An 18,185-nucleotide genomic window follows, 5' to 3' on the forward strand; every position below is an offset into this window, starting at 1 on the left:
GGTTCCGGCCCCGCCCCGCCGCCCGAACCTCCCGGAGGCGCCACCGTGCCGCCGACCGAGTCCCAACCGGCCGACGCCGTCCACCGCGCGGCCCTGCGCGGCCTGTTCCGGGAACACCCCGGTCACCGGTTCTCCTGCTGCGCCCCGGTGGCGTCCGGCGAGGGCCACGGACCCGCGCTGTCCGCCTGGCCGGCCGAGGCCCTCGCGGCTCAACCCGCCCGGGGCCCCGACGGAACGGCGGGCAGCGGCCGCCGCACTCCGGGACGAGTGGGCGGCGACCACTCCAGCGGTGCCCCGGGGCTGTTCTAAAGTGGCTCCCGCCCAGTCGCACGACGGACCTGTGAGGTACTCACCAGCCATGACGACCGAAACGTTTGAGTTCCAGGTAGAGGCGCGTCAGCTTCTCAAGCTGATGATTCACTCCGTCTACTCGAACAAGGATGTCTTCCTGCGCGAGCTCGTCTCCAACGCCTCCGACGCGCTGGACAAGCTGCGCCTCGCCGCCCTGCGCGGCGACGTCCCCGACGCCGACGTGAGCGACCTGCACATCGAGCTGGAGGTCGACAAGGACGCCCGCACCCTGACCGTGCGGGACAACGGCATCGGCATGTCGTATGACGAGGTCACCCGGCTGATCGGCACGATCGCCAACTCGGGCACCGCCAAGTTCCTGCAGGAACTGCGCGAGGCCCAGGACGGGGCCGGAGCCGACGGGCTCATCGGCCAGTTCGGCGTCGGCTTCTACTCGGGCTTCATGGTCGCGGACGAGGTCACCCTGGTCACCCGGCACGCCGGCGAGGCCGAGGGCACCCGCTGGACCTCCAAGGGCGAGGGGACCTACACCCTCGAACGGATCGACGGCCTCCCGCAGGGGACCGCCGTCACCCTGCACCTCAAGCCCGCCGACGCCGAGAACCAGCTCCACGACTACACCTCCGCCTGGAAGATCAAGGAGATCGTCAAGCGGTACTCGGACTTCATCACCTGGCCGGTCCGCCTGCTGCCGGAGCCCGGCGAGGACGGCGACGGCGCAAAGGCCCGCGAGGCCGAGACGCTCAACTCGATGAAGGCCCTGTGGGCGCGCCCGCGCGACGAGGTGTCCGACGACGAGTACCACGAGCTGTACAAGCACATCGGCCACGACTGGCGCGACCCGCTGGAGACGATCCGGCTCCAGGCGGAGGGCACCTTCGAGTACCAGGCGCTGCTCTTCGTGCCCTCGCACGCCCCGCACGACCTGTTCACCCAGGGCTACCGGCGCGGCGTCCAGCTCTACGTGAAGCGCGTCTTCATCATGGACGACTGCGAGGAACTGCTGCCGCCCTACCTCCGCTTCGTCAAGGGCGTGGTCGACGCGCAGGACCTCTCGCTCAACGTCTCCCGCGAGATCCTCCAGCAGGACCGCCACATCCGCATGATCCAGCGCCGCCTGACCAAGAAGGTCCTCTCCACGGTCAAGGACCTCAGGACGTCGGCGCCGGAGCGCTACGCCACGTTCTGGCGCGAGTTCGGCGCGGTGCTGAAGGAAGGCCTGGTGACCGACTCCGAGAACCGGGACGCGATCCTCGCCGCCTGTTCGTTCGCCTCCACCCGTGACGCCGACGAGCCGACCTCGCTCAAGGACTACGTGGAGCGGATGAAGGAGGGCCAGGACGACATCTACTACATGACGGGCGAGTCCCGCGCCGCCATCGAGAACTCCCCGCACATGGAGGCGTTCCGGGCCAAGGGCGTCGAGGTCCTCCTCCTGACCGACGCCGTCGACGAGGTCTGGGTCGACGCGGTCGGGGAGTACGAGGGCAAGACGCTGCGTTCGGTGGCCAAGGGCGAGATCGACCTCTCCGGCACCGAGGACGACAAGAGCGAGGCCGAGAAGGAGAAGCAGGGCGAGGAGTACGCCGGGCTGCTCGGCTGGATGAGCGAGCACCTGGGCGAGGACGTCAAGGAGGTCCGCCTCTCGCACCGCCTGACCGTCTCCCCGGCCTGCGTCGTCTCCGACGCGGGTGAGCTGACGCCGGCCCTGGAGAACATGTACCGGGCGATGGGCCAGGAGGTGCCCAGCGCCAAGCGGATCCTCGAACTCAACCCGGAGCACCAGTTGGTCAAGACCCTGAACCGGGCCTGGACCGACCGGCAGGACCGCACGGAACTCACCGAGACCGCCGAACTCCTGCACGCCCTCGCGGTGCTCGCCGAGGGCGGCCGGCCCAAGGAGCCCGCACGCTTCGTGCAGCTGATGGCGGACCGGCTGGAGCGCACCCTCTAACCGGCCGGGAGCACACGGATCCCACGCCGTCCCGCCATCCGCATGGCGAGACGGCGTGGCATCCGGAGCGGTCTCCTCCGTATATTCGCACGCATGTATGCATCGGCTCCGCTGCTGTGCCTCGCGCTCTTCGCGACCTCGGCGTGGTGCGTCGACGACGGCCTCTGTCGCCGCTGAGCCCCCGACCGGCAGAGCGCCCCGCGCCGCCGGTCCGCCAGCGTCCGCCGCCCCCGTGCACCCACCCCGGAGACTGTTCCGTGACCACCGCACCCCCCGCCGGGTCGTCCCCGGCCGCGCCGCCGCGCGCGTCCACCCTTCTGTTCGCCCCCTCGCCCACCTCCTCGGAGCGTCCCGAGGCGCCGCCCCTGCCCCCGGTGCGGCGGACGCCGCTGGTCGTGTCCGGGCTGCTCGCCGCCGCCCTGACCGCGTACGTGTGGTCCGCGCACGGCGCCAAGCCGGGCGTGCTGCTCCTGCTCGGCCTCGGCCTGGGCGTCGCCCTCTTCCACTCCCGGTTCGGTTTCACCTCCGCCTGGCGGCAGCTCGTCGCCGTCGGCAACGGCACCGGGCTGCGGGCGCACGCCCTGCTCCTCGGCACCACGGCCACCCTTTTCGCGCTGCTCATCGGCACGGGGACCGGCCTGTTCGGCTCCCAGCCCGCGCCGTCGGCCGGACCGATCGGCGTCGGGCTGTTCGCCGGTTCCGCACTCTTCGCCGTCGGCATGCAGCTCGGCGGCGCCTGTGCCTCGGGCACCCTCTTCGCGGTCGGCTCGGGGCAGACCTCGATCGTGCTGACGCTCGGCGGGTTCGTCGCCGGTGCCACGCTCGCCGCCTGGCAGTACGACCTGTGGAAGGACCTGCCGGCCTGGGAGCCCGTCGTGCTGTCCGAGCACGTCGGCTGGTTCGGCTCCTGGGGCGTGACCGTCGCCGCGCTGCTCCTCGTGGTGCTGGTCAGCCGACGCGTCCAGGCCCGCCGCAACCCGCCGCCGCTGGGCGCCGTACCCTCCGCGCGCCGGGCCGCCGTCCGGGCCGTGCGCGGTTCCTGGCCGCTGGCCGCCGGCGCCCTGGCGCTGGCCCTGCTCGGCGCGGGCGTCCTGCTGGTCTCCGGCGGTGCCTGGGGCGTCACCAGCGCCTTCAGCCTCTGGGGCTCGGAGCTGGTGGGCGCGCTCGGCGGCCACCCCGAGAACTGGACCTGGTGGCAGCGGCCCGGCAACGCGGAGATGCTGGCCGGCCCCGTGCTCGCCGACAAGACCAGCCTCACCGACATCGGCATCATGATCGGCGCGGCCGTCGCCGCCTCGCTCGGCGGCACCTGGGCGCTGCACCGGGGCATTCCCTGGCGCACCGCCGTGGCCGCGGTGCTCGGCGGTGTGCTGATGGGCGTCGGCGCCCGGCTGGCCGGCGGCTGCAACATCGGCGCCTACCTGGCGGGCATCGCGTCGGGCAGCCTCAGCGGCTGGCTGTGGGGCGCCTGCGCACTGGCCGGCACCTGGGTGGGCCTCAGGCTGCGCCCGCTGTTCGGCCTGGGCAACCCCAAGCCGGGCGACGGCGTCTGCTGACGGGGGCGCCCGTGCGGCACAGGGGTCAGGACCGTGCCGCACGGGCCGCCGGGAGGTCCGCTACGGGGTGTCGCTTCCCCGCGGTGCGGACCGGTCCGTGGTGGTGACCCGGGCGATGGCCTCCACGGTGAGCGCCCGCCCGTGCGGCTCCCGGGCCAGGGCGCGGTGCAGGGTGAGGCCCTCGATGAGGGCGTCGAGCTGGCGGGCCGTGTCCGGGTCGAAGTGCTTCTCCAGGTGGACGCGGCTGCGGCGCATCCACTCGTGGGTCAGCTCCCGGTAGGCGGGCTGGCGCGCGGCGAGCGTGTACAGCTCCTGGGTGAGCACCAGGTCGCGCTGGCTCTCCTCGGACAGCTCGTGGACGAGGTCGGCCACCGCCTCACGGGCCTGGTCGCGGTCGGCGGCGGCGCCGAGATGCTCGTCGAACACCGCGACGATGTGGTCGGTGAACCGGCCGAACGCCTCCCGCAGCAGGTGGTCGATGCCGCTGAAGTGGTACGTCATCGAGCCGAGCGGAACCCCCGCGCGGGCGGCGATCTTCCGGTGGGAGACGCGGGCGATGCCCTCCTCGGCGATCAGGTCGAGGGTGGCATCGAGGATGCGCTCCCGCCGCTGCGGATCGGTGTGTCCGGTTGCCATGGGAGCAGACTTACACGTTCCGCACCGGGCGGGCAGGGTTGCCGACGGCCACGACGTCGGCCGGCACGTCCTTGGTGACGACCGCGCCCGCGCCGATCACGGAGTTGTCCCCGATGGTCACGCCGGGCAGCACGACCGCACCCCCGCCGAGCCAGACGTTGTCGCCGATGACGATGGGCCGGGCGGCCTCCAGCTTGTCCCGCCGGGGCCCGGGCTCCAGGGGATGCGTGGGGGTGAGCAACTGGACGTTGGGGCCGATCTGGCAGTCCTCGCCGATGGTGATCGCCGCGACGTCCAGCGCCGTCAGGTTGTAGTTGACGAAGGTGCGGGCCCCGACGGTGATGTTGCTGCCGTAGTCGACGTACAGCGGCGGCCGGACATGGGCCTCGGCGCCCAGCGAGCCGAGCAGCTCGGCGAGGAGCGGGCGCGCGGCCTCCGTGTCCTCCGCGTACGCCGCCTGGTAGCGGGCGGCGAGCCGCACGGCCTGCTGCTGCCTGCGGGCGATCTCCGGATCGTCCGCGATGTAGAGGTCGCCCGCCAGCATGCGTTCGAGGTTGGTGCGGGAGTCGCCCGCGAAGTGGTCCGTCGGCATGCGCCCGATCGTACCCCGCGAAGCGTACGAACGTACACTCCCGGCGTGTCGCCCGCCCTCCGGCTCAGTGCCGCCGGGGCTGGAGCACTCCGCCGCACACGAGGACGATCAGCCCCGCGAGCGGTACCACCAGCAGCCCCGCCCTGAGGCTCGTCGCGTCGGCGACCAGACCCACGACCGGCGGGGAGAGCAGGAAGCCGAGCCGCATCAGCCAGGAGACGAGGGTCAGCCCCGACCCGGGCTTGAGGCCCGGCAGTTCGTCGGCGTCGTGCATCGCCGCCGGGACCAGCGTCGCCACCCCGAACCCGGCCGCGGCGAACCCGAGGACCGTGCCGGGCACCGTCGGCACGGCCAGCGCCAGGCCCATGCCGACCGCGGCGATCAGGGCACCCGAGCGGGCCACCGCGCGCTGGCCGAAGCGGTCCACGAGCCGGTCGCCGACGATGCGTCCGACGAACTGCGCGCCGACCAGGGCGACGTACCCGGACGCGGCCAGCGCCGCGGTCGCGTGCAGCGAGTCGGCGAGGTAGAGGGTGGCCCAGGACATGCCCGCGTCCTCGACGAGGGTGCCGGCCGTGGCGATGAGGACGAGCGCGGCCAGCACCCAGCCGGTCCGCAGCCCCCTCTCCGGTGCCCGTGCCGGTGACGGCGCGCGGTCCTCGCTGCCCGCCTCCGCGGCAGGTTCGCTCTCGCCCTCGGGGCCCGGCAGGCAGAAGCGCAGGGCGACGCAGGCCGCGCCCGCGAACACCACGGCGGAGAACAGCAGGTGCGGCCCGCGCGAGACGCCCAGCGCGATCGCGGCGGCGGCCATCGAGCCGCCGGTGACGGCACCGATGGACCAGATGGCGTGGAAGGAGTTGATGATGGACCGTCCGTAACGGCGCTGCACCCGCAGCCCGTGGGCGTTCTGCGCGACGTCGGTGAACGCGTCCATCGCCCCGGCCAGGAACAGCGCCCCCGCGAACACCGCCACCGAGGGCGCGAGTCCGGCGGCCAGGATGCCCGCCCCGGTCAGCACCGTGCCGCCGACCGCCACCCGCGCCGAGCCGAACCGCCGGACCAGGAATCCGGCCCCGAGCCCGGCCGTGATGGCGCCGGCCGGGAACGCCGCCACGGCCAGTCCGTAGGCCGCGTTGTCGATGCCGAGGGCCGCCTTGATCTGGGGATACCTCGGCAACAGGTTGGCGAACAGGGCCCCGTTGGTGAAGAACAGCACGGCGACGGCCACGCGGGCCCGCCGATCGGCCGGGGCGGGCCGGCGCAGTACGTCCACAGTCATGCGCGGGAGCCTACCGCCGGGGCGTACGAACGTACACTCCTCGGCCCGCGTACGGCGCCTGCGCTCCGCTTGCGCGGGCGCCCGCATGGGGTTTCGGTGGAATCGACTCCTCACCGTCCCTGGAGCTGTCATGTCGATGTCGTCGTTCGGATTCGGCCCGTCCGACCCGTTCAGCGAACTGCTGAACCGCTTCTTCGGTACGTCGCCCGCCTCCTCGCCCCCGGCGGTGCAGCGTGTGCCGATCGGCCGGATGCTGACCGAGTCGGCGCAGGAACTCCTCACCCTGGCGGCACGTCGGGCGCAGGAGGACGGGACGTCCGACCTGGACACGGAACACCTCCTGTGGGCGGCCACGAAGGTCGAGCCCGCGCGCGGACTCCTCGCCCGGGCCGGGGCCGACCCCGACATGCTCGCCTCCCGGGTCGCCGAGGTCCTGCCCCGCGAGGCGGGCGAGCCCTCCGCCGAGCCCGGCCTCACCCCGGCCGCCAAACGCACCCTCGCCACCGCCTACGCCCGCTCCCGCGCGGCCGGTGTCTCCTACATCGGCCCCGAGCACGTCCTCGGCGCCCTGCTGGCGGACGGCGACACGGGCGCGGCCCGGCTGCTGGGCGCCCAGGGCCAGGACACCGGCAAGCTGGAGGACCTCACCGAGCAGGCCGGCCGGGCCAACGGGCGCCCCGGCGAAGCGGACGGCGCACCGGCCACGACGCTGGACGAGTACGGACGCGACCTGACCGAGGAGGCGAAGGCCGGGAAGCTCGACCCCGTGGTCGGCCGGGCCGAGGAGATCGAGCAGACCGTCGAGATCCTCTCCCGGCGGTCCAAGAACAACCCGGTGCTGATCGGCGAGCCCGGCGTCGGCAAGACCGCCATCGTGGAGGGACTGGCCCAGCGCATCGTGGCCGGAGAGGTCCCCGACACGCTGAAGGACAAGCGAGTCGTCGCCCTCGACCTGTCCGCGATGGTCGCGGGCGCGCAGTACCGGGGACAGTTCGAGGAGCGGCTCAAGAAGGTCATCGAGGACGTCCAGCAGGCCCGCGGCGAGATCGTCCTGTTCATCGACGAACTGCACACCGTCGTCGGCGCCGGGGCCACCGGAGAAGGCTCCATGGACGCCGGGAACATGCTCAAGCCCGCCCTCGCCCGCGGCGAACTGCACGTGGTGGGCGCGACGACCATCGACGAGTACCGCAAGTACGTCGAGAAGGACGCGGCCCTCGAACGCCGCTTCCAGCCCGTGATGGTCCCCGAGCCAACGGTCGAGGAGACGGTGCAGATCCTGGAGGGCCTGCGCGACGCCTACGAGGCGCACCACCAGGTCCGCTTCGCCGACGGCGCCCTGACCGCGGCGGCGGAGCTGTCCGACCGCTACGTCAGCGACCGGTTCCTGCCCGACAAGGCCATCGACGTCATGGACCAGGCGGGCGCACGGGTACGGCTGCGCAGCGCGAGCCGCTCCACCGAGGTCGTCAGCCGCGAGGACCGCATCGCGCGGCTGCGCCGGGAGCAGGAGCAGGCCGTCGCCGCCGAGGACTACGACCGGGCGGGCGAGCTGAAGCGCGAGATCGCCGAGGCGGAGGGCGAGCTCGCGGGCATCGAGGAGCGCCGCGAGGGCGTCGTCTCCGTCACCGCCGACGACATCGCGGACGTGATCTCCCGCCGCACCGGCATCCCGGTGTCCCAGCTGACGGCCGGGGAGAAGGAGCGGCTGCTCAGGCTCGAGGAGGAGATGCACGCCCGGATCGTCGGCCAGGACGAGGCGGTCACCGCCGTCTCGCGGGCCGTGCGCCGCAACCGGGCCGGCATGGGCGACCCCGACCGCCCCGTGGGCTCCTTCCTCTTCCTCGGCCCCACCGGCGTCGGCAAGACCGAGCTGGCCAAGACCCTCGCCGAGCTGCTGTTCGGCGAGGAGAACCGCATGGTCCGCTTCGACATGAGCGAGTTCCAGGAGAAGCACACCGTCGCGCGTCTCGTCGGCGCACCCCCGGGATACGTCGGCTACGAGGAGGCCGGCCAGCTCACCGAGAAGGTCCGGCGCCAGCCCTACAGCGTGGTCCTGTTCGACGAGGTGGAGAAGGCCCACCCCGACGTCTTCAACACGCTGCTGCAGATCCTCGACGACGGCCGCCTCACCGACGGACAGGGCCGCACCGTCGACTTCCGGCACTGCGTGGTCATCATGACGTCCAACATCGGCGCCCACCGCATCCTCGACCACAAGGGTGACGTCTCCGACCTCAAGGACGAGCTGATGGAGGAGCTGCGGGGCCGGTTCCTGCCGGAGTTCCTCAACCGCATCGACGAGATCATCGTCTTCCACGGACTCACCCAGGACGACCTCGCGCGGATCGTGGACCACCTGCTGGCCCAGAGCGAACGACGGGTGCACGCCCAGGGGCTGACCCTGAAGGTCACGGAGGCGGCCAAGAAGCTGCTGATCGCGCACGGCCACCAGCCGGAGTTCGGCGCCCGCCCGCTGCGGCGCACCATCCAGAGCGAACTGGACAACCGCGTCGCCGACCTGCTGCTGGGCGGCGAGGCGGACCCCGGCGACACCATCGTCGCCGACGTGGCCGAGGACTCCCTGCACTGCACGGTCGAGAAGGCCGGCCCGGTCCCACCCACGGAGGCGAGCGGAACATGAACACCGTCGAGGAGACCGTCGAGATCGACGTACCGGTGCGCACCGCGTACGACCAATGGACGCAGTTCGCGTGCTTCCCGCGGTTCATGACGAGCGTGAAGCGGGTCGAACAGCTCCGGCCCACCGTGACGCTGTGGGTCGTCGGCCTCGGCCCCCTGCGCCGGGAGTTCGTGACCGAGATCGTGGACCAGGTGCCCGACTCGCACCTGACCTGGCGGACCCTCGGACAGCGCCACGGCCACCGGGGCGAGGTGACCTTCCGGTCCACCGGGGAGGGCGGCACGGCGGTGACCGTGCGGATCTCGGCCGGGCCCCGCGGACTCACCGCGGCGCTCACCGCGGTCCCGGGAGCGGCCGGACGCGTCCTGCGGCGCGAACTCGCGCACTTCAAGGCGTACATCGAACGGCAGGGCGAAGCCGGCGGCGGCTGGCGGGGGAGCGTCCGGGGCGGTCAGGTGCGGCCGACGGAGGCGGAACCGCCGCGCAGCCGGGTGCCGGTCTGGCCCGTCGGCTGAACGGCGCGCGGGAGAACGACGAACGGCAGAGAACACCCACCGAACGAGAGGCGATCCACCCATGAAGAAGCCGCCCGCGGACGAACCCCGGGACGACCTGACCGTCACCCCGCCCAAGACCTGGGCCGCGGGCGTGCCCGCCGTGGTGCACGCACTGGAGTACTCCCTGGCACAGACGTCCCCCAAGGACACCGCGGTGGACCTGCTGACTATGAACCAGGTGGACGGCATCGACTGCCCGGGCTGCGCCTGGGCGGACCCCGCCCCCGGCCACCGGCACCGCAACGAGTACTGCGAGAACGGCGCCAAACACATCAACGACGAGGCGACGACCCGGCGCGTCACCGCCGGCTTCTTCCGCGAGCACCCGGTCTCGGAACTGGCCCGCCGCTCCGACCTGTGGCTGAACCAGCAGGGGCGCCTCACCGAACCGATGGTGAAGCGGCCCGGCTCCGACCACTACGAACCCATCGGCTGGCGCGAGGCCCTGGAGCTGCTCGCCGGGGAACTCAAGGCCCTGGACAGCCCCGACGAGGCGGTCTTCTACACCTCGGGCCGGGTCAGCAACGAAGCCGCCTTCGTCCTGCAGTTGTTCGCCCGTGCCTACGGCACCAACAACCTGCCCGACTGCAGCAACATGTGCCACGAGTCGAGCGGCTTCGCCCTGCACGAGACCCTGGGCACCGGCAAGGGAACGGTCAGCCTCCAGGACCTCCACCACGCCGACCTGATCTTCCTGGTGGGACAGAACCCCGGCAGCAACCACCCGCGGCAGTTGTCCGCACTGGAGCAGGCCAAGCTCAACGGCGCCCGCATCGTCGCCGTCAACCCGCTGCCGGAGGCGGGACTGATGCGGTTCAAGAACCCGCAGAAGGCCCGCGGGGTGATCGGCCAGGGCGTCCGCATCGCCGACCGGTTCCTGCACATCCGGCCCGGCGGCGACCTCGCCCTCTTCCAGGCCCTCAACCGGCTGCTGCTGGAGGCCGAGGACGCCCGGCCCGGCCACGTGCTGGACCGCTCCTTCATCCGCGACAACACCAGCGGCTTCGAGGAGTTCGCCGCGCACGCCCGGCAGGCCTCCTGGGACGACGTCCTCGCCGCCACCGGCCTGAGCCGCGCGGAGATCGAGGACGTGCGCGACGAGGTCCTGCGCAGCAGCCGGGTCGTGGTCTGCTGGGCGATGGGCATCACCCAGCACAAGCACGGCGTTCCCACCATCCGTGAGATCGTCAACTTCCTGCTGCTGCGCGGCAACCTCGGCAGGGCGGGCACCGGCGCCTGCCCGGTGCGCGGCCACAGCAACGTCCAGGGCGACCGCACGATGGGCATCTGGGAGCAGATGCCCGACTCCTTCCTGGACGCCCTGCGCGACGAGTTCGGCTTCGACCCGCCGCGCGCCCACGGCCTCGACTCGGTCGACTCCATCAAGGCGATGCGCGAGGGCCGGATCAAGTTCTTCCTCGGAGTCGCGGGCAACTTCGTCCGGGCCGCCCCCGACAGCGCGGTCACCGAGGACGCCATGCGCAACTGCCGCCTGACCGCCCACATCTCCACGAAGCTGAACCGTTCCCACACCGTCTGCGGCCGGACCGCGCTCATCCTGCCCACCCTCGGTCGCACCGAACGCGACCACCAGGCGGGCGGCGAACAGTTCGTCACGGTGGAGAACTCGATGAGCGAGGTGCACACCTCCCGGGGACGGCTCAGGCCCGCCTCCCCCCATCTGCTCAGCGAGGTCGCCATCCTGTGCCGGCTGGCCCGCCACACCCTCGGCCAGGGCCCGGGGAACATCCGCTGGGACGCCTTCGAGGCCGACTACCACACCATCCGCGACCGCATCTCCCGCATCGTGCCGGGCCTGCACGACTTCAACCGGCGCGTGGCCCGCCCCGGCGGCATCCGCCTGCCCAACCCCGTCAACGAGGGCGTCTACCGCACGGCCACCGGCAAGGCCCTGTTCACCCGCAACACCTGGCAGGCGCCCGACCTCCCCGAGGGCCACCTGCTGCTGCAGACCCTGCGCTCCCACGACCAGTGGAACACCATCCCCTACACCCTCGACGACCGCTACCGGGGCATCCACGGCAGCCGCCGCGTGGTCATGGTCAACCCGGAGGACCTGAGGGCCCTGGCGCTGAGCGCGGGCGACCGCGTCGACGTCGTCGGTGTCTGGCACGACGACACCGAGCGCCGCGCGGAGGACTTCGAGGTGGTCCCGTACCCCACGGCGCGCGGCTCCGCCGCCGCCTACTACCCGGAGACACAGGTCCTGGTGCCGCTGGACAGCGTCGCCGACATCAGCAACCAGCCCACCTCGAAGGGCATCCTCGTCCGGCTGGAACGCCCGGCACGGTAGCCGCATGGTGAGACGGGGCCCGCGCCGGGAATGGCGGGCGGCGGGGCTCCGTTGACACCTGTCATGCCCGACTCTTCCCCACGCTCCACGGCCGGCCGCATGCCGCTCGCCGTCTACATCCTCGGCCTGTCCGTCTTCGCGCTCGGCACCAGCGAGTTCATGCTCTCCGGGCTGTTGCCGCCCATCGCCGACGACATGGACGTGTCGATCCCGCAAGCCGGGCTGCTGATATCGGCGTTCGCCATCGGCATGGTGGTCGGCGCGCCGCTGCTCGCCGTCGCCACCCTGCGGCTGCCCCGCAAGACCACGCTGGTCGCCCTGATCTCCGTGTTCGGCCTCGGCCAGGTGGCGGGCGCGCTCGCGACGAGCTACGAGGTCCTGTTCGTCTCACGGGTCGTGAGCGCGCTCGCCTGCGCCGGTTTCTGGGCCGTGGGCGCGGCCGTCGCCATCGCCATGGTGCCGGTCACGGCACGGGCCCGCGCGATGGCCGTGATGATCGGCGGACTGTCCATCGCCAACGTCCTCGGCGTCCCCGCGGGTGCCTTCCTCGGCGAACACCTGGGCTGGCGGTCCGCGTTCTGGGCCGTGGGCGGCGCGTCCGCCGTCGCGCTCGTCGGGGTGGTCACCCTGATCCCGCGCATCCCGCTGCCCGAGCGACGGCCCCGGCTGCGGGGCGAGCTGGCGATCTACCGGGACCGCCAGGTCTGGCTGTCCATCGTCGTGACCGCGCTCGCCGCCGGCGGCGTGTTCTGCGCCTTCTCCTATCTCGCACCGCTGCTCACCGACGTGGCCGGGCTGGCGGACGGCTGGGTCCCGACCGTGCTGGCGCTGTTCGGCGTCGGCGCGCTGATCGGCACGACCATCGGCGGCCGGGTCGCCGACGCGCACCTGTTCGGGGTGCTGCTCTCGGGCATCACCGCCTCGACGGTGCTGCTGGCCGCACTCGCGCTGTTCGCCTCCAGCCCGGCCGCCGTGATCGTCCTCTCGCTGCTGCTGGGCGTCTCCGCCTTCTACACGGCGCCCGCGCTCAACGCGCGCATGTTCAACGTCGCGGGCGCCGCGCCCACCCTCGCCGGCGCGACCACGACCGCCGCGTTCAACCTGGGCAACACGGGCGGCCCCTGGCTCGGCGGCACGGTGATCGACGCGGACCTCGGGTACGCCGCCACGGCCTGGGCGGGCGGGGCGATGACCCTGGTCGCGATCGTCTTCGTGGTCGTCTCCCTGCGACTGCACGGCCGGTCGCGCGTCGTGATGGGCGCCATGGCCGCCCCCGCGGACGTGGACCGGTCGCAACGGGTGTGACACCGGCCCCGCCCGGACGCCCGCCGCGCCCGGGCAGCCGGCGCGGCCCGCGCCGCGCAGCGGTCCACGCGGACAGAATCTGACCTCCATCCGGGGCAGAGTGGGCCCGGCGGTTCCCTCCCGCGGGACGGGAACCGCCGTATCCCGCACGTTCCGTGAGGCAAGGAGCCCGCCGTGACCGCCGAAGCCGTGACCCATCCGAAGGGCGTGCTCGACGCCCGGTCGCTGAACCGGGCGGCGCTCGCACGGCAGTTGCTGCTCGACCGCGCGGACCTCCCGGTCCCGGACGCCGTCGCGCACCTCGGCGGTCTGCAGGCGCAGGAGCCGCAGGAACCGTTCGTCGGACTGTGGTCGCGGCTGCGCGACTTCACCCCGGGGGCGCTCGACGCCCCGCTGACCGGACGCCGCCTGGTGCGCACCCACCTGATGCGCCGCACCGTCCACCTCGTCACCGCCGAGGACGTCCTGGCCTGGCGCTCCCGCCACGACGCCATGCTGCGCGGACGCGTCCTCGGCACCTACCGCCGCGAACTCGCGGGGACCGACCTCGACGAACTCGCGGCGGCGGGCCGGGCGGTCCTGGCGGACGGCGAGCCCCGCTCGATGACCGAACTGGCCCGGGCCGTGGCGGCGCGGTGGCCGCAGGCGGGACCGCGGCCGCTGGGGGAGATGCTGGTCGCCGGGCTGATCCCGATGGTGCAGCTGCCGCCGCGCGGACTGTGGCGCACGAGGGCCGGGGCGCGCTACGCCCCGGTCGCCTCCTGGCTGGGCCGCGAGGTCGACCCGCCGGCCCCGCCGGGCACCGATCCGGTCGGGGCAGCCCTCGTACGGCGCTACCTCGCCGCCTTCGGACCGGCCGCCTCGGCGGACCTGCGCGCCTGGTGCGGGCTGGCCGGACTGCCCGCCGCGGTCGCCGCCGTACGCGGGGAACTGGTCGCCTTCCGCGACGAGCGGGGCCGGGAACTCCTCGACCTGCCCGACGCGCCCCGGCCCGACCCCGGCACCCCCGCCCCGGCACGGTTCCTGCCGGCCTTCGACAACGCGGTCCTCGGCTACCAGGACCGCGGCCGCGTCATCGACGACGCGCACCGCGGTCTGTCGGTCACCGGCGCCCGTTTCGTCCTCGTCGACGGCCGGGTCGGCGCGACCTGGACCGTCGAGGACGGCACCGTGGCCGTCACGCCGCTGCGCCGGCTCACCCGGTCCGAACGCGCCGAGGTCGCCGAGGAGGGGCGGGCCCTGGCGTCCTTCCTCTCCGACGGCGCCGGCGACCGGGTCGTGATCGGGACGGCGTCGCCGTGAGCCGGGGCGGGCGGCGCGAAACGGCCCGCCCCCACGGGATCAGGCGCCCACGACGACGTCGGCGAGGACGCAACTGACGTTGTCGGGACCGCCGGCCGCGTTGGCGAGGGCGACCAGTTCCCGCACGGCCTCCTCGGGTTCCCCGGCGCCGGCGAGCACCCGCCGGATCTCCGCGTCCGGCACGACCGTGGACAGTCCGTCGGAGCACAGCAGGTAGCGGTCCCCGGCCCCGGCGTCGTGCAGGCGCATGTCGGCGGTGGCGTCGGCACCCCCGCCCAGAGCCCTCACGAGCATCGACCGCTGGGGATGGGAGGCCGCTTCCTCGGCGCCGATGCGGCCCTCGTCGATCATCGTCTGCACCACGGTGTGGTCGTGCGTGATCCGGAACAGCTCGCCTTCGCGCAGCAGGTAGGCGCGGCAGTCGCCGATGTGGACGAGGGCCAGCTGGGACCCGGTCCACAGCATCGCGGTGAGCGTCGTCCCGGTGTCCCCGGTGTCCCCTGTGTCCCCGGCCCCGCCCCCGGCCAGGACGGCGCCGTGCACCGCCCGTTGGGCCTGCTCGACGGCGTCCGCCAGGACGTCGAGGAGTCCGCCCGCTGGAACGCCGTCCGCCTCAAGGTACTTGAGCGCGTCGACGGCGGCGGCGCTCGCCGGTGCGCCGCCGTCGCCGTACCCGTCGGCCACGGCGAGCAGACGGGAACCGGCGTAGGCGGTGTCCTGGTTGGACGTGCGGACCAGACCGGCGTCGGAGCCGGCGGCGTAGCGGATGCCCAGGGGGCTCACGGTGGCTGTCATGGCGGGGTCCTCCCGTTCCAAGTGACCGACGAGGAAGGCGACCAGGTCCCGGCGCGCGGCGAAGTCGGCCTCGGCCCGCGCCCAGAAGGCGCGGACCTCCCGGGCCGCGTCCGCCGCGTCCAGCGAGCACACGTGCCGGATGCGGACCAGCGGCATCCCCAGCCGCCGCAGCCAGGCGACGAGCCGGGCCCGTTCCACCTGGTCCGGCGCGTAGCGGCGGTAGCCGGTGACCGGGTCGACGTGGGCGGGCGGGAGCAGCCCCAGCTCGTCGTAGAGGCGCAACGCCTTCGGCGACAGCCGGGTCGCCCTCGCGAACGCCCCGATGGTCAGCAGCCCCATGCCCACCCCTCCTCGACCGGGCGGGTCGCCCGGTGACACCGATGCTGTGGCCTGCCCCAAGGTGAAGGTCAACCACCGTCGCGCCCGCCACCGCGAGGCATCGGCTGCCCCCGGCAACGAAATGCGGAGTACACCCATCTTCGTCGCGTACACCCGGGGGAGAGGAGGGCCACGGCGCCCTACATCCGGCGCAGTACGCCGGTCCGGACCCAGGGGCGGACCTCTCGTCGAAAACCCCGGGCGAGCATGGAGGTGTACCCCGGTCAGCGCCTTCGCCTTCCCCCCTTGCGCCGGGTCCTCGTCCTGCCCGCAACCCGACGGATTGGTCCACAAGGTGGCTACGTTTCTCTATCGACTCGGCCGGAGGGCGTTCCGGCGCCGCGGCCTGGTCGCCCTGCTGTGGGTGGCCCTGCTCGTGGGCGCGGGTGTCGCCTCCTCCGCGGCGCCCGCCCCGCCCGACGACTCCTTCTCCATGCCGGGAACCGAGTCCCAGAAGGCCTTCGACCTGCTCGACGAGCAGTTCCCGGCCGCCGGCGCCGACGGCGCCACCGCCCGCGTCGTGATCCGCGCCCCCGAGGGCGGGAGGATCTCCGACAAGGCCGGCAGGGCCCAGGTCGGGGAACTGGTGACGGCGCTCGGCGCGGGCCCGCAGGTCTCCTCGGTGGACGACCCGTTCCAGGCAGGCGCCGTCAGCAAGGACGGCACCACCGCGTACGCCTCGGTGACCTACGAGGTCAACGCGATGGAACTGACCGACGAGGCCCGCGACGCCCTCACCGCCGCCACCGACGACGCGCGCGAGGGCGGGTACACCGTCGAGACCGGCGGCGACGCGGTCGTGGCCGAGCAGGAGATGGGCGGCACCGCCGAGCTGATCGGCATCGGGGTCGCCGCCGTCGTGCTCCTGCTGACCTTCGGCTCACTGGTCGCAGCCGGCATGCCGCTGCTCTCGGCGGTCATCGGCGTCGGCATCGGCATCTCCGCCATCGGGGCGCTGGGCAGCACGCTGGAGCTGTCCGCCACGACCTCCACCCTCGCCATGATGATCGGCCTCGCGGTCGCCATCGACTACGCCCTGTTCATCGTCTCCCGCTACCGGGCGGAGATAGCCGAAGGCAGGGCACCCGAGGAAGCGGCGGGACGCGCGGTCGGCACCGCGGGCTCCGCCGTCGTCTTCGCCGGACTGACCGTCGTCGTGGCCCTGTCGGGCCTCGCGATCGTCAACATCCCGATCCTCACCAAGATGGGCCTGGCCGCCGCGGGCACCGTCGGCATCGCCGTACTGATCGCCCTCACCCTCACCCCGGCGCTGCTCGGCTTCGCCGGCAAGCGGGCGCTGAGCCGCCGGGACCGCAGGGCGAGCACCGGGGCGCGGTCCGCCGGGGGCAGGCCCGGGCTGGGCACGCGCTGGGCGCGCTTCGTGCAACGGCGCCCGGTCACCGTACTGCTGACCGCGGTCCTCGGCCTCGGCGTCGTCGCCGTACCGGCCGCGGGCATGGAGCTGGGCCTGCCGGACGAGGGCAGCTCGGCCCCCGACACCACCCAGCGCAAGGCCTACGACATGCTGTCGGACTCCTTCGGCGCCGGTTTCAACGGGCCGTTCATGATCGCCGTCGACGCGCGGGACGCCGCCGACCCCGAGGCCGCCGCCGACACCGTGGGCGAGAGGATCACCGGACTGGGCAAGGCCGCCGCGGTCACCCCGGCCTCCTTCAACGAGGCCGGCGACACCGCCGTCCTCACCGTCGTGCCGAAGACCGGCCCGAGCGACGCCGCGACCGAATCGCTGGTGCACGACATCCGCGCGCTGTCCGGCGGCATCAGGGCCGACACCGGTGCGACCGTGCTGGTCACCGGTGCGACCGCGATGACGATCGACTTCTCGCAGACCCTCGACGACGCGCTGGTCCCCTACCTGGCGCTCGTCGTCGGACTCGCCTTCCTGCTCCTGATGCTGGTGTTCCGCTCGGTCCTCGTGCCGCTCAAGGCGGCCCTCGGCTTCCTGCTCTCGGTGGCCGCGGCGCTCGGCGCGGTGGTCGCGGTCTTCCAATGGGGCTGGCTCGCCGACGTGTTCGGCGTGGACCAGCCGGGCCCCATCATGTCGATGATGCCCATCTTCATGATCGGTGTCGTCTTCGGTCTGGCGATGGACTACGAGGTCTTCCTCGTCACCCGGATGCGGGAGGCGTACGTGCACGGGCAGTCCGCCGCCGACTCCGTCACCACGGGCTTCACCCACGGCGGCCGGGTCGTCGCCGCGGCCGCGATCATCATGATCAGCGTCTTCTCCGGCTTCGTCCTGGAGAACGACGCCATGATCAAGATGATGGGCTTCGGCCTCGCGATCGCGGTCCTCTTCGACGCCTTCGTGGTCCGCATGGCCCTCGTCCCGGCCGTCCTCGCCCTGCTCGGCACCAAGGCGTGGTGGCTGCCGAAGTGGCTGGACCGCATCCTGCCGGACGTCGACGTCGAGGGCGCCGCGCTCCACCGGGAACTCGGCGACACCGCCGCGCCCCGGGAGTCCGCCCGCGAGCCGGAGACCGCCGGGGTCTGACGCCCCCGCACCTCCCGCGCGGCCCCGGTGGCCCGGAAACCCCGGG

General features: G+C 73.1%; 13 protein-coding genes. 9 read left to right on the forward strand and 4 right to left on the reverse strand.

All coding sequences use genetic code 11. From position 1 onward, the window contains the following. The first annotated feature begins 45 nt into the window (after window positions 1-45). The 3 genes from Sdi02f_RS36595 to Sdi02f_RS28640 all read left to right on the forward strand — a co-directional run bounded on the left by Sdi02f_RS36595 (window position 46) and on the right by Sdi02f_RS28640 (window position 3,822). Complete coding sequence (locus Sdi02f_RS36595; protein WP_108934254.1) at window positions 46-309, forward strand: DUF4303 domain-containing protein; 264 nt, start codon at window positions 46-48, stop codon at window positions 307-309. Between the two features lie 49 nt (window positions 310-358). Beyond that, window positions 359-2,266, forward strand: a complete 1,908-nt coding sequence (htpG, locus tag Sdi02f_RS28635; RefSeq protein ID WP_031185733.1) for a molecular chaperone HtpG — start codon at window positions 359-361, stop codon at window positions 2,264-2,266. A gap of 257 nt (window positions 2,267-2,523) precedes the next feature. After that, window positions 2,524-3,822 carry a YeeE/YedE family protein gene (locus Sdi02f_RS28640; RefSeq protein WP_108934255.1) on the forward strand — a complete coding sequence of 433 codons (1,299 nt, stop codon included), beginning with the start codon at window positions 2,524-2,526 and terminating at the stop codon, window positions 3,820-3,822. A gap of 60 nt (window positions 3,823-3,882) precedes the next feature. On the opposite strand, the gene Sdi02f_RS28645 is transcribed toward Sdi02f_RS28640, so the two are convergent. The 3 genes from Sdi02f_RS28645 to Sdi02f_RS28655 form a co-directional block, all read right to left on the reverse strand. Next, window positions 3,883-4,458 carry a TetR/AcrR family transcriptional regulator gene (locus tag Sdi02f_RS28645; protein ID WP_053666102.1) on the reverse strand — a complete coding sequence of 192 codons (576 nt, stop codon included), beginning with the start codon at window positions 4,456-4,458 and terminating at the stop codon, window positions 3,883-3,885. A gap of 10 nt (window positions 4,459-4,468) precedes the next feature. Continuing rightward, a complete protein-coding gene (locus tag Sdi02f_RS28650; protein ID WP_030403215.1) occupies window positions 4,469-5,050 on the reverse strand; it encodes a sugar O-acetyltransferase in 582 nt (193 codons plus the stop codon). Between the two features lie 64 nt (window positions 5,051-5,114). Then, the gene (locus Sdi02f_RS28655) at window positions 5,115-6,329 is read right to left on the reverse strand and encodes an MFS transporter (protein ID WP_030403214.1); all 1,215 of its coding nucleotides are present in this window, start codon (window positions 6,327-6,329) and stop codon (window positions 5,115-5,117) included. A 130-nt stretch (window positions 6,330-6,459) separates the two neighbouring features. On the opposite strand from Sdi02f_RS28655, the gene Sdi02f_RS28660 reads away from it, so the two are divergent. From Sdi02f_RS28660 to Sdi02f_RS28680, 5 genes are all read left to right on the forward strand, one after another. Next, window positions 6,460-8,973 (forward strand): ATP-dependent Clp protease ATP-binding subunit, encoded by a 2,514-nt coding sequence (locus Sdi02f_RS28660; protein ID WP_108934256.1) that lies wholly within the window; start codon window positions 6,460-6,462, stop codon window positions 8,971-8,973. After that, window positions 8,970-9,488, forward strand: a complete 519-nt coding sequence (locus tag Sdi02f_RS28665; RefSeq protein WP_030403212.1) for an SRPBCC family protein — start codon at window positions 8,970-8,972, stop codon at window positions 9,486-9,488. The genes Sdi02f_RS28660 and Sdi02f_RS28665 overlap by 4 nt, the downstream gene beginning before the upstream one ends. Before the next feature lie 61 nt (window positions 9,489-9,549). After that, entirely contained in the window at window positions 9,550-11,844 is a 2,295-nt protein-coding gene (locus Sdi02f_RS28670; RefSeq protein WP_031086608.1) for an FdhF/YdeP family oxidoreductase, read from the forward strand. 99 nt (window positions 11,845-11,943) lie between these two features. After that, on the forward strand, window positions 11,944-13,149 hold the full coding sequence (locus Sdi02f_RS28675) for a Cmx/CmrA family chloramphenicol efflux MFS transporter (protein WP_108934280.1): 1,206 nt from the start codon (window positions 11,944-11,946) through the stop codon (window positions 13,147-13,149). A gap of 174 nt (window positions 13,150-13,323) precedes the next feature. Further along, window positions 13,324-14,451 (forward strand): winged helix DNA-binding domain-containing protein, encoded by a 1,128-nt coding sequence (locus tag Sdi02f_RS28680; RefSeq protein ID WP_037799945.1) that lies wholly within the window; start codon window positions 13,324-13,326, stop codon window positions 14,449-14,451. Between the two features lie 39 nt (window positions 14,452-14,490). Here the strand turns inward: Sdi02f_RS28680 and Sdi02f_RS28685 are convergent, their stop codons facing one another. Then, window positions 14,491-15,585 carry a MerR family transcriptional regulator gene (locus Sdi02f_RS28685; RefSeq protein ID WP_174843401.1) on the reverse strand — a complete coding sequence of 365 codons (1,095 nt, stop codon included), beginning with the start codon at window positions 15,583-15,585 and terminating at the stop codon, window positions 14,491-14,493. A 334-nt stretch (window positions 15,586-15,919) separates the two neighbouring features. Between Sdi02f_RS28685 and Sdi02f_RS28690 the strand changes: the two genes are divergently transcribed. Beyond that, on the forward strand, window positions 15,920-18,139 hold the full coding sequence (locus Sdi02f_RS28690) for an MMPL family transporter (RefSeq protein WP_031086603.1): 2,220 nt from the start codon (window positions 15,920-15,922) through the stop codon (window positions 18,137-18,139). Window positions 18,140-18,185 lie beyond the last annotated feature (46 nt).

The sequence above is a fragment of the Streptomyces ardesiacus genome, from assembly GCF_003112575.1.
Lineage (GTDB): Bacteria > Actinomycetota > Actinomycetes > Streptomycetales > Streptomycetaceae > Streptomyces > Streptomyces ardesiacus.